Origin of the sequence: Microbacterium sp. Kw_RZR3 (assembly GCF_029222405.1) — a bacterium.
Classification (GTDB): domain Bacteria; phylum Actinomycetota; class Actinomycetes; order Actinomycetales; family Microbacteriaceae; genus Microbacterium.
This window is the reverse complement of the sequence record NZ_JARHXC010000206.1, coordinates 1-11,320: the sequence shown is the minus strand read 5'-3', so window position 1 is coordinate 11,320 and position 11,320 is coordinate 1. Positions and strand designations below refer to the sequence as shown.

At 70.5% G+C, this 11,320-nt stretch carries 14 protein-coding genes and 1 tRNA gene; 7 read left to right on the top strand and 8 right to left on the bottom strand.

Annotated elements, in window-relative coordinates; all coding sequences use genetic code 11:
- Nucleotides 1–10: 10 nt before the first annotated feature.
- From P2P98_RS11425 to P2P98_RS11415, 3 genes are read right to left on the bottom strand one after another with little or no spacing between them, the layout of a single operon-like run.
- A complete protein-coding gene (locus P2P98_RS11425; RefSeq protein ID WP_275799913.1) occupies nt 11–1,195 on the bottom strand; it encodes an acetyl-CoA C-acetyltransferase in 1,185 nt (394 codons plus the stop codon).
- On the bottom strand, nt 1,192–1,845 hold the full coding sequence (locus tag P2P98_RS11420) for a CoA transferase subunit B (RefSeq protein ID WP_275799911.1): 654 nt from the start codon (nt 1,843–1,845) through the stop codon (nt 1,192–1,194). The genes P2P98_RS11425 and P2P98_RS11420 overlap by 4 nt, the downstream gene beginning before the upstream one ends.
- Nucleotide 1,846: 1 nt before the next feature.
- A complete protein-coding gene (locus P2P98_RS11415; RefSeq protein ID WP_275799908.1) occupies nt 1,847–2,704 on the bottom strand; it encodes a CoA transferase subunit A in 858 nt (285 codons plus the stop codon).
- A gap of 103 nt (nt 2,705–2,807) precedes the next feature.
- Between P2P98_RS11415 and P2P98_RS11410 the strand changes: the two genes are divergently transcribed.
- Genes P2P98_RS11410 through P2P98_RS11400 form a run of 3 tightly spaced genes read left to right on the top strand, consistent with a single transcriptional unit; the run spans nt 2,808 to nt 5,292 of the window.
- Nucleotides 2,808–3,605 (top strand): IclR family transcriptional regulator, encoded by a 798-nt coding sequence (locus P2P98_RS11410; protein ID WP_275799906.1) that lies wholly within the window; start codon nt 2,808–2,810, stop codon nt 3,603–3,605.
- Between the two features lie 35 nt (nt 3,606–3,640).
- Complete coding sequence (locus P2P98_RS11405; protein ID WP_275799905.1) at nt 3,641–4,075, top strand: MarR family transcriptional regulator; 435 nt, start codon at nt 3,641–3,643, stop codon at nt 4,073–4,075.
- The gene (locus P2P98_RS11400; protein ID WP_275799903.1) at nt 4,072–5,292 is read left to right on the top strand and encodes an MFS transporter; all 1,221 of its coding nucleotides are present in this window, start codon (nt 4,072–4,074) and stop codon (nt 5,290–5,292) included. The genes P2P98_RS11405 and P2P98_RS11400 overlap by 4 nt, the downstream gene beginning before the upstream one ends.
- A 73-nt stretch (nt 5,293–5,365) precedes the next feature.
- Here P2P98_RS11400 and P2P98_RS11395 read toward each other — a convergent pair whose 3' ends face one another.
- From P2P98_RS11395 to P2P98_RS11385, 3 genes are all read right to left on the bottom strand, one after another.
- On the bottom strand, nt 5,366–6,658 hold the full coding sequence (locus P2P98_RS11395; protein WP_275799901.1) for an SGNH/GDSL hydrolase family protein: 1,293 nt from the start codon (nt 6,656–6,658) through the stop codon (nt 5,366–5,368).
- Nucleotides 6,659–6,744: 86 nt separating this feature from the next.
- Nucleotides 6,745–7,620, bottom strand: a complete 876-nt coding sequence (locus tag P2P98_RS11390) for an alpha/beta fold hydrolase (protein WP_275799899.1) — start codon at nt 7,618–7,620, stop codon at nt 6,745–6,747.
- Complete coding sequence (locus P2P98_RS11385) at nt 7,617–8,138, bottom strand: NUDIX hydrolase (RefSeq protein WP_275799898.1); 522 nt, start codon at nt 8,136–8,138, stop codon at nt 7,617–7,619. Before P2P98_RS11385 ends, P2P98_RS11390 begins: the two co-directional genes overlap by 4 nt.
- A 190-nt stretch (nt 8,139–8,328) precedes the next feature.
- On the opposite strand from P2P98_RS11385, the gene P2P98_RS11380 reads away from it, so the two are divergent.
- Nucleotides 8,329–8,745 (top strand): hypothetical protein, encoded by a 417-nt coding sequence (locus tag P2P98_RS11380; protein ID WP_275799896.1) that lies wholly within the window; start codon nt 8,329–8,331, stop codon nt 8,743–8,745.
- A gap of 51 nt (nt 8,746–8,796) precedes the next feature.
- Here P2P98_RS11380 and P2P98_RS11375 read toward each other — a convergent pair.
- Nucleotides 8,797–8,869 (bottom strand) — tRNA-Lys (locus P2P98_RS11375).
- A gap of 103 nt (nt 8,870–8,972) precedes the next feature.
- Between P2P98_RS11375 and P2P98_RS11370 the strand changes: the two genes are divergently transcribed.
- Together P2P98_RS11370 and P2P98_RS11365 are read left to right on the top strand one after the other, a co-directional pair.
- Nucleotides 8,973–9,791, top strand: coding sequence for an inositol monophosphatase family protein (locus P2P98_RS11370; protein WP_275799895.1), 819 nt, complete (start codon nt 8,973–8,975; stop codon nt 9,789–9,791).
- On the top strand, nt 9,788–10,357 hold the full coding sequence (locus P2P98_RS11365) for a hypothetical protein (protein ID WP_275799893.1): 570 nt from the start codon (nt 9,788–9,790) through the stop codon (nt 10,355–10,357). Before P2P98_RS11370 ends, P2P98_RS11365 begins: the two co-directional genes overlap by 4 nt.
- A 4-nt stretch (nt 10,358–10,361) precedes the next feature.
- Here P2P98_RS11365 and P2P98_RS11360 read toward each other — a convergent pair whose 3' ends face one another.
- Nucleotides 10,362–10,628 (bottom strand): hypothetical protein, encoded by a 267-nt coding sequence (locus P2P98_RS11360; protein ID WP_275799891.1) that lies wholly within the window; start codon nt 10,626–10,628, stop codon nt 10,362–10,364.
- 159 nt (nt 10,629–10,787) lie between these two features.
- Between P2P98_RS11360 and P2P98_RS11355 the strand changes: the two genes are divergently transcribed.
- On the top strand, nt 10,788–11,320 hold a 533-nt coding region (locus P2P98_RS11355; protein WP_275799890.1), incomplete at its 3' end, for a YaeQ family protein.

Sequence of the window (11,320 nt, the reverse complement as noted above, 5' to 3'; positions counted from 1 at the left end):
CGTCTGTCTGTCAACGTGTGAGGATCAGCGCGTCGCCCTGGCCTCCACCGCCGCAGAGGGCGACCGCGGCGGTGCCGCTCCCCCGCCGCACCAGCTCGTGGACCGCGTGCACGACGAGCCGGTTGCCCGAGACGCCGATCGGGTGACCGATCGCGATGCCGCCGCCGTGCGGGTTCACGACATCGTCGGACAGGCCCAGCTCGGCCTGCGAACGAGCCACGACAGCGCCGAAGGCTTCGTTGATCTCGACGTGATCGAGATCGGATGCCGAGATGCCCTGCTTCTCGAGGGCTTTCGCGATCGCGCGAGCGGGCTGCGCGTGCAGCGAGTTGTCGGGTCCGGCGACCTGTCCCGCCGCCCCGACGACCGCGAGGACGTCCCGTCCGTGCTCCTCGGCCACCGAGCGGGTGGTCACGACCACCGCTGACGCTCCATCGGAGATCTGCGACGCGTTGCCCGCGGTGATCGATCCGCCCTCGGCGAAAGCGGGGCGGAGCTTCGCGAGCGTGTCTACCGTCGTGTCGGCACGGATGCCCTCGTCGGCCGTCACGACGACGGGATCACCCTTGCGCTGCGGGATCTCGACGGGGACGATCTCGGCGTCGAAGACACCCGCCGCCTGCGCGGCGGCGGCACGCTGGTGCGACCGGGCGGCGACGGCATCCTGCGCCTCGCGGGTCACGTCGAATCGCGCGTTGGCGCGCTCGGTGGACGCCCCCATGCTCTCGTGATCGTACGCATCGGTCAGGCCGTCGTACGCGAGGTGATCGAGCACCTCGACCGAGCCGTAGGCGTAGCCCTCACGCGAGTTCATCAGCAGGTGCGGGGCGCGGGTCATCGACTCCATACCCGCCGCGACGACGACCGACGCGTCGCCGAGGCGCAGCATGCGCGCGGCGTCGATGATCGCCGTCAGACCCGAGAGGCACACCTTGTTGACGGTCGCCGCATGCACGTCCCAGCCGATCCCCGCGGCGACGGCAGCCTGACGAGCCGCGTTCTGTCCGGCACCGGCCTGAAGCACCTGTCCGACGAGCACCGCGTCGACGGCCTCGGCGGGAATACCCCCGCGGTCCAGGGCCCCGCGGATCGCGGCCGCGCCGAGCTGCACGGCGGTGAGCGGGGCGAGCTGACCTTTCAGCCGCCCCTGGGGAGTACGCGCGGCAGCGACGATCACGACGTCTTCGGGGTTCATCGGGTGACCTCCTCGGTGAGTTCCACGGTCAGCGGGGGCTCAGTGGCATCCCGCACCTCGTCGACGCTCACCCCGGGGGCGAGCTCGACGAGCACGAGTCCATCCTCTGTCACGTCGATGACGGCGAGGTCGGTGATGATGCGATCGACGACACCGCGACCGGTCAACGGCAGCGAGCAGTCGTTCACGATCTTCGGCGAGCCGTCCTTGGCGACGTGCTCCATGAGCACGATGACACGCGCGGCTCCGTGGACGAGGTCCATGGCGCCGCCGGGACCCTTCACCATCTTTCCGGGGATCATCCAGTTCGCCAGGTCTCCGGAGGCCGACACCTGCATCGCCCCGAGGATCGCGGCGTCGATCTTGCCCCCGCGGATCATCCCGAAGCTCAGCGCCGAGTCGAAGAAGGCCGCGCCGGGGAGCGTGGTCACCGTTTCTTTGCCGGCGTTGATGAGGTCGGCATCCACCGCGTCTTCGGTCGGATACGGACCGACGCCGAGGATGCCGTTCTCGGACTGCAGCACGACGGTCACGCCCTCCGGGACGTGGTTCGGAACGAGGGTCGGCAGGCCGATGCCGAGGTTGACGTACGAGCCGTCGGCGAGTTCGCGGGCGGCTCGCGCCGCCATCTCCGTGCGGGTGAGGGCCATGTCAGAACTCCTTGCTCATCGGTGCGGCGGGACCTGAGCTCGTCGATGCTGAGGTCCCTGAGCTCGTCGAAGGGACCGGGTCAGACTCGGCGCCATCTTCCCGCACCGTGCGCTTCTCGATCCGCTTCTCGATCCCGGGCCCGACCTCGACGAGACGGTGGACGTATACCCCGGGCAGGTGGACGTCGTCGGGGTCGATCTCGCCGGGTTCGACGAGATGCTCGACCTGGGCGATGCAGACGCGCCCCGCCATCGCCGCGAGCGGGTTGAAGTTGCGGGCGGCCTTGCGGAACACGAGGTTGCCGTGCCGGTCACCCTTCCACGCATGGACGAGGGAGAAGTCCGTCGTGATCGCGTCTTCGAGGACGAACTCGCGAGGCACGCCGTCGACATCGAAGACGCGCACGTCTTTGACGGGGGACGCGACCGCGATGCCTCCGGCGCCGTCGTACCGCTGAGGAAGCCCGCCCTCGGCGACCTGGGTTCCGACTCCCGTCTGGGTGTAGAACGCCGCGATGCCCGCCCCACCGGCACGGAGCTTCTCGGCCAGAGTGCCCTGCGGGGTGAGCTCGAGCTCGAGCTCACCGGAGAGGAACTGCCGTTCGAACTCCTTGTTCTCGCCGACGTACGACGACGTCATCTTGCGGATCCGACCAGCCCCCAGCAGGATGCCGAGACCCCAGTCGTCGACACCGCAGTTGTTGGAGACGACGGAGAGTTCTCTCGTCCCTTGGGTGAGCAGGGCTTCGATGAGGGCGAGGGGGTTGCCGGAAAGTCCGAAGCCGCCGACGGCGAGGGACGCGCCGTCGGGGATGTCGGAGACCGCGTCGGCGGCCGAGGTCCAGGTCTTGTCGATCACGCGAACTCCTTCGTGTCTGCGTCATTCCATGCTCAGGGTCGGCGCCGGGACGCGCCCAGCGCGATCTTGCGATGTGGATGCCAAGCCGCGTAGCGTCCACATCGTGGACACCGCACCTCATTCGCGCTCACCCGCGAGCGTTCCCGGCGCCCAGGCGATCGCCCGCGCCGCCACACTCCTCCGCCTGGTGACGGCGGCGGGATCCGCCGGGGCGACCATCGGCGACCTTTCCCGCGACGCCGATCTCACGCGCCCCACCGCGCATCGGCTCCTGACCGCCCTCCGTGCGGAGGGGCTCGTCGACCGCGACGAGACGACCGGCCACTGGCTGCCCGGCCCTGAGCTCTACCTCATGGGCAGTGTGGCGGCCACTCGCTTCGACATCACCGCGACGGCCCGCGACGTCGTGCGCTCGCTCGCGGTGCGAACCGAAGAGAGCGCGTTCCTGTCGGTGCGGCGTGGCGACGAGACGGTGTGCCTCGTCCGCGAAGACGGCAGCTTCCCCATTCGCTCGTTCGTGCTGTCCGAGGGAGTGCGGTTCCCGCTGGGCGTGGCATCCGCGGGTCTCGCGATCCTCGCCTTCCTTCCATCCCATGATGTGGACGCCTATCTCGAGCGCCACGGAGACCTCGCCGAGAGGTTCGGAGCCTCGCATGCCCCGGCGCGCCTGCGCGCGCGGGTGCGGGACACCCAGGAGCGCGGGTACGCCGTGAACCCCGGGCTCATCGTGGAGGGCAGTTGGGGCCTGGGGGCGGCCGTGTTCGACCGGGCGGGGACTCCCCAGTGGGCACTGAGCCTGACCGGCGTCGAATTCCGTTTCTCGGGTGAGAGACTCGGCGAGCTCGGTCGCATCCTGCTCGCGCACGCGCACCAGCTGTCCACGCGACTCGCCTCGCGATAGATACCTCAGGTATATATCTGCGATATGCTTTTCCCATGACCCGCGATGACGATCTCCAGAGATTGCTGCTCGCGGTGCACGCCCTGACGCGCATCGCGGCCCTCGACACCCAGAACGACGCCCCCTCCGCGCAGTGGCGCACCCTCACCCTGCTGCGCGACCACGGACCCCAGCGTCTCGGCGACCTGGCCACCCTCAGCCGCGTGACCCAGCCCGGCATGACGCGCCTCGTCCACCAGCTCAGCGACGCGGGTCTCGTCACGCGCGAGCCGCACCCCGATGACTCGCGCGTCAGCGTCATCGCCGTGACCGACGCCGGTCTCTCCGCCCTCGAGCGCTGGCTCGCACAGTTGAGCGCCGCCCTCGCGCCCCACGTGGCCGATCTGACGGATGCCGAATGGGATGCCGTGAGCACCGCCGCCGGCGCCCTCTCGGCCCGCGTGGGCCTTCAGCCGGAGGTCGTGCGATGAGCGCCGCTCCGAGCGTATGGAAGCAGCCGGCCCAGGTCTGGGCCGTGGCATTCGCGTGCGTCGTCGCGTTCATGGGGATCGGTCTCGTCGACCCGATCCTCCCCGCGATCGCCGAGTCACTGAAGGCGACACCCGTCGAGACCGAGCTGCTGTTCACCAGCTACCTGGTCGTGACGGGCCTCGCGATGCTCGTCACCAGCTGGATCTCGAGCCGAATCGGCGCGAAGGCCACGCTGCTCGTCGGGCTCGCCCTGATCGTCGCGTTCTCGCTCCTGTGCGCGCTGAGCGGAAGCGTCGACGCCGTGATCGGCTTCCGCGCGGGCTGGGGCCTCGGCAACGCCCTGTTCATCTCGACGGCTCTCGCGACCATCGTCGGCGCCGCCTCCGGTGGCAGTTCGGCGGCGATCATCCTGTACGAAGCGGCGCTCGGCCTGGGCATCGCGATCGGACCGCTGCTCGGCGGCATCCTCGGCGAGGCCAGCTGGCGGGGACCGTTCTTCGGAGTGGTCGCACTCATGGCGATCGCTTTCGTCGCCGTGGCAGTGCTCCTGCGCGGCCCCGCTCCCGCACGAACGCCCATCCCCTTCAGCGCGCCGTTCCGCGCCCTCGGTCGCCCGGCGCTCGCGATCCTCGCGGCCACCGCGCTGTTCTACAACATCGGCTTCTTCACCCTGCTGGCCTTCTCCCCCTTCCCGCTGGGCTTCGGCGCGATGGGGATCGGGCTCACCTTCTTCGGGTGGGGTGTCGCGCTCGCGATCACGAGTGTCTGGGTTGCCCCGATCCTCCTCCGCCGGATGCGGCTGACGTCGGTTCTGCTGCTCGCCCTCCCCCTGCTCGCTGTCGACCTCCTCGTCGCCGCTTTCGTCGTGGACTCCCCCGTCGGACTCGTGGTCTGCATCGTCGTGGGCGGTCTGGTGCTCGGCGTCGTGAACACGGCGTTGACGGAGGCCGTGATGGAGGCCACCGACCTCCCCCGTTCGGTCGCCTCTTCGGCCTACTCGGCGGTCCGCTTCCTCGGCGGAGCCGTCGCCCCGCCGCTCGCCGCCTTCCTCTGGCACGCCGCGGGCGCGGGAGTGCCGTACGTCATGGCGACCGTGTCCGTGCTGATCGCGTCGGCGTGCGTCCTGTTCGGTCGGCGAGCCCTCGCGCACGTGGACCAGGCCCACCCGACGATCGCCGACGAGGGAGCCGCCGTCCTCGTGGGCGACGCCGCCTGACGCATCGCGAACGCACGCACGCGCCCTGTCCCGAACGGTTCGGGACAGGGCGCGTGTCGGTACAGCGGTCCTTTCAGCTGTGCGCGCGGCGCAGGAGGAGAAGGGTCATCGCGATGCCCACGAGGAGCATCGCAGCACCGATACCGATCGCCCCCGCAACCGACGGCGTCCCCGTTGTCGCCAGGGCCCCGGTCGTTGCGGCGGCGACGGGGGTGGCGCTGGTCGACGGCACCGGGCTCACGCTGGCGCTCGGGCTCTCCGTGGTGCTCGGGCTCGGTGAGGGCGACGGGTCATCCGTCGGGGTCGGCGTCGGCGTGATCGTCGGGGTCGGCGTCGGATCCGGCTCCGCGAACAGCTCACGCACGGCATCCGAGACCTTGGTGCTGGTGAACGCGGCGCCCGCCGCATTCGGGTGGATCGCCCCCTTCTTGATCCCGCCGACGGGGAGCCCCGAGACGGGCACGCTGTCGGGGGCGAGGCTCAGCGTGATGCCGTTGACGTACGAGTCGCGCGGGTTGCACGGCGTGTGCGCCACGGAGTCGGCGAGCAGCGAGACGTAGGTCGCGCCGGAGGCCTCGGTGACCTGCGCCATCGTGTCGTCGAGGTAGGCCTGGGTGGCGTGGAGCAACTCCACGTCCGTATTCGTGTAGGGGTACGCGTTCGTGCGGAACCCGAGTCCCTGGAGGAGCGAGGTGTAGCACCCGCCGCTCGGGGTGTGCGCGGCGTCGGGGGCGAGCGCGGGGTATCCGACCACGATGATCTTCGCGTGCGGAGCCCGTGCCTCGATATCGGCGAGGGCCGCCGACAGGGCGGGTGCCACCGTCTGATCGATCTGCGTCTCGAGCGTGTTCACCGGGCCCGCGGGAGTGTTCACCACGAACTGTTCGGCGCACGAGGCGTGCACGTTGCCGTCGAGACTCCCGGCGACCGGGCCTCCCGCCGTGGCCGCGATGCACATCTGACCGAGCTGCCAGAACCCGAGGTCGTTCCCGCCGATCGTGAGAGTGACGAGGTCGGTGTCGGCATCCAGGGCGTCCGACTGGACCGGTGCCGTCGCACCGCCCACCGACTGCGGAGTGTCGACCACGTTGGCGATCACGGCTCCGCCGCACGAGCGGTCGTCGAGGTCGAAACCGAACTCGTCGGCGACGAGGTGGGGGTAGTTCTCATCCGACTGATCGCACCCCGCGGCGGGCTGCGTCGCGGCGAGAGGGAGTCCCCACGCGGCGGCGTACGAGTCGCCGAGGGAGACGTAGGAGCGACCGGTCAGGTCGGGGACGGCGGCGGAGGCGGGGGCGGCGATCGCGGCCATCGCCGACACGGCGAGGACGGCGAGCACGGCACCCGTGGAGAGAAGTCGGCGCATCCGCCCGACGCTAGAGCCCCGGAGGGCGGGCGACCCGGCAAACGGCTCCTGAGGGGCCGAACTTCACCCTCACTCCCACCGTTGCGTCAGTCGGCCTCGCCCGCGGCGCGTGCGACCTCGCGCGCCCCCGCCCCAGACATGACGATCGAGTAATGGTCGACCCCGTCCACGCGGCGGACGTCCCGAAGCCGCGGGTGGGTCGCCCGGAGCGCGTCAAGGTCGGGGTACAGCGGAGGCACCTCACCACGCAGACCACGCTCTGCCGCGAGAAGCGTCGTCGGCCGTGGCATCCGCTCGATAGCCCTTCCGATCGCGTCGCCCGCGTTCTGATCGATCGAGTCCTCCTCGACGGTGGACAGCACCGTGGCGGGACGCAGAAACGGTTCCGCGCCGACGAGGTCGTACGCGAAGTACGAATCGAGCAGCGGATCCTCGCGGTCGACGAACGCCGGGTGTGCGCGCCAGAAGTCTCTGTACTCGCCCTGGTCGGCGAACCGCCGCTCGAGCCGCGCCGCCGTCGGCCCCAGCACGTGTCGCACGGCTTCCCGAGGCGACATACCCGGCGGCAGTTCCAGGGGCAAGCCGCCGTCGACGAGGACGACTCGATCCACCCGGTCCGTGTGCCGATCGGCGAGCACGGCGGAGACGAAAGCGCCCATCGAGTGACCGATCACGACCACCTCGTCGACCGCGAGGCCGTCCAGAACCGCAGCGAGGTCATCGGCGTGCGCGGCCATGCCGAGCGGCCCCTCCCCCCTCTCGCTCCGCCCGCGGCCGCGGAGGTCCGGAGCGATCAGACGCTGCTGGGGTGCCTCGGCAGCCAGCCACGCCCAGGCGAGATGCGAGGCGGTCACGCCGTGCACGAGCAGCCACGGCATGCCCACGGCATCCGGATTCCACTCCCCCACGCGCAGCGACCCCGCCGCGACCGCGATGTCGTGCGTCCGGTACACGGAACTCATGCGCCGCGCCCCACCTCGCGAGCGAGGGTGTCCCACAGCTGCTCGAACCGTGCGTTCCAGGGCGAGGCGAACGTGCCGGCCCGCCAGCGACGCTGGACCTCGTCGAGCGTGACCCACTCGGCATCCTGGACCTCTTCGGGATCGGGTACGGGCACGGGCTCGCCGTCCACTCGCGCGATCCAGAGATCGAAGAGCGCGCGCTCCTCGATCACTCGCCCGACGAGGACGAGCTCGTCGGGGGCGACCGAGAGCCCGGTCTCCTCTCCGAGCTCGCGCGCGGCGCCGCGTCGGCTCGACTCCGCACGGAGGGCGCTTCCCGCAGGGAACTCCCACGCGAGCGGGTAGTCCTTGCCCGGTGCGCGCAGACTCACGAGCACCCGCCCCGTCGACGACACCACACAGACGGATGCCACGATGTGGAACGACCCGGCCGGGACGGGGCCGTCCCCACGACGGTGCAGCGCCCCCGTCGGAGTCCCCTGGATATCGGTCACGTCCCAGATCTCGTCATCGGCCATGGGGCCATCCTTCCCGAAGAGGCGGCGCGCAGGGCGCGTGCAGTCAACGTTCTGCCGAAGCGGGAAGCACGTCGACGTACATGCTCTCGTCGTTGCCGGGACTCCGATGGTCGACGACGGTCCTTCCCCCATTCCACCGCGTGACAAGCGGCTTACGCGCACGATAAGGGGCCGCGGATAGGTTGAGCGCATGAGCCGAACGCACCGCCGCATCGCCGCAACTCTGACGACCGCCTCCGCGCTCGCCCTGACGGGGTGTTCTCTGGACGGGCTCATCTGGGGCCCCGAGGGCGCGAACGTGATCGACACGACTCGGGAGCACATCGAGGCCGCGGCAGCGGGCGACGCGGACGGGACGGTGTGCGAGGGGCGGGACATCGATCTGGGGTCGCCGTCCGCCTGGGACGGGCTGTCCGCCGAGGAGCCCGAAGAGTTCGTCGCCGAGTACTGGCCGGAGCAGGCCGAGTTCGACCCGACGTGGAGCATCAACCTGTCACTGCCCGCCGGGCGCGTGGCATCCGGGGTCGAGTATCCCGGAGACCTGTTCTACCGGGAGGACGACGGGGGCCTGTGCCTCGTCGACGTGGCGTGGTGGACCGTGGAGTAATGTCCGCCCGCACGAGAAAGGGCCCCCACCCGAAGGTGGAGGCCCGGTGCGTGCACCCCCTGGGACTCGAACCCAGAACCCACTGATTAAGAGTCAGTTGCTCTGCCGATTGAGCTAGAGGTGCAGGCTGATCCGCCTCAGATTTGCTTGGCGAACCGAGGGATTACGTTACCAGGCGTGACGCGACCGCGCCAAATCGGCCCGGGGTCGCCGGTTATCCTGGAGCCGTGTCCCCGACTCCCGACGAGAACCTCCCCACCCTCGCCGACGACCTCGCGCTCGCTCTGCGACTGGCGGACGCCGCCGACGCGGTCGCCATGGCGCGCTTCGACGCCGACGACCTGCGCATCGACACGAAGGCCGACCGGACGCACGTGACCGAAGCCGACCTCGCGACCGAGCGGGCGATCCGAGAGATCCTGGATGCCGAGCGCCCCGGCGACGCCGTTCTGGGCGAGGAGTACGGCACGTCGGGTGACACCGCGCGGCGTTGGGTGATCGACCCGATCGACGGCACGCACAACTACATGCGCGGCATCCCGATCTGGGCGACGCTGATCGCCCTCAGCGTCGGTGAGGTTCCCGTGGTCGGAGTGGTGAGCCAGCCGGCCCTCGGGCGCCGCTGGTGGGCCGCGACGGGCCACGGGGCGTGGACGAACACCCCGTCCGGCGCTCCCCGCCGCATCCGGGTCTCCGACATCGACGATGTGGCGAAGGCCAGTGTCAGCTTCCAGAGCGTCGAGCAGTGGCGCGACGTCGACCTCCTCCCGGCCCTGGACCGACTCACCCGCGCCGTCTGGCGCGACCGGGGGTACGGCGATGCCCTTCCCTACATGTGGCTCGCCGAGGGCCGCCTCGAGCTCGTGGCGGAGTTCGGCGTGAAGGAGTACGACGTCGCCGCCCTCGCGCCGATCGTGCGCGAAGCGGGCGGCCGCTTCACCGCCTTCGACGGATCCGACCGCCTCGACGCCGGCTCGTCGTTCGCGACCAACGGCATCCTGCACGACGACTTCTTCCGCCTCACGCACGACGAGGGCACCGCGTGAGCCGCCGTCTCGGGCTCGTCATCTCGACCGTCGCGCTAGCCGGCATCCTGCTCGCCGGTTGCTCCGCTCCGGCACCGACGCCGACCGCGGCCGCGCAGGTGCCGAGCGACGCCCCCGGCACCTCCACCCCGAAACCGACCTCCGACGGCACCCCCGAGCCCGCTGCCGACCCCACGTGCGACACGATCATCCCGAAGAGCACCGCCGACGACTTCCGGAGCCTCGGGTGGAGCGTGAGCTCCGAGCCGTTCCGCATCGGGGCGACCGAGATCGACGGCGGGATCCAGTGCAAGTGGGGCGACCAGCGGATCACGACGGACCGCGTCCAGGTGTTCGGCTGGGCTCCGATCGACGACGCCACCGCGGCCAAGGCTGAGCGAGAGCTCATCGCCTCCGGTTGGCGCCGCGAGGACGGGCCGGGCGGCACCTACGTGACGGAGAACTCCGCGTGGGTGGGTGGCCGAGGCGACAGCGAGGGGTATGGCATCACGTACCTCTTCGGCGACGGCTGGGTGAAGATGGCCGACACCCGTCAGAGTCTCGTGCTCGTCGACGGACCCTCCTGACCCGTCACCGGTAGGGGTTGATCGCTGCGGCATCCCTCGCGGCCACGAAACCCTCGTCCCACGCGTCCCCGCGCGACTCGCGCTCGCGCCACAACTCGTCGGCCCGGCGCACCTTCTCCGCGAACGCGACCCAGTCGCTCCACGCGGCAGTGATCCCGGATGCCACTCCCCCGTCCGCATCGCGCGGCACGGCGGTCCACATGCCGGCGTCGGGCGTCGGCTCCAGGCGGAACGGGCCGACATCGATGCGGAGTGCGCGGGGATCTGGCATCCCTCGACGCTATGCGCTGCGTTCGCGCCCCGACAAGCGCGCCACACTCGGCGACTCGCGCCGAATGTCCGCTCGGGAGGCTTCGCGGCGACCATTCGGCGCAACTCAACGGGGTGCGCGAACGCGCAGGCGAGCGCAGACGACGTAGGCTCGACCCTCGTGGCTATCGGCGCGACCATTCACACGTTCACGGTGCAGCTCTCCGACGTCGACCGCGGCGTCTACGACGAGCTGTCGATCCGCGTCGCTCGGCATCCGTCCGAGACCGACGCCTACATGCTGACCCGTGTGCTCGCCTACTGCCTCGAGTACGAGGACGGCATCGACTTCAGCGAGGGCATCTCGGCCACGGACGAACCCGCTGTGCTCGTGCGCGACCTCACGGGCGCGCTGGTGGCGTGGATCGAGGTGGGAGCCCCGGATGCCGCCCGCCTGCACACCGGCAGCATGAAGGCCGCGCGCACCGCCGTGTACACGCACCGCGACCCCGACAAGGTCGCCGCACCGTGGGCCGGAAAGCGGATCCACCGGGGTGAGGACGTTCTCCTGCACAGCTTCGACGCGGGGTTCGTGGAGCGCATGGCCGGTCACATCGAACGACGCAGCACGGCCACGCTCACCCGCACCGAGGGCCGGGTATACCTCGAGCTCAACGGCGTCTCGGGCGAGAGCGACATCCACACGCGCTCGGC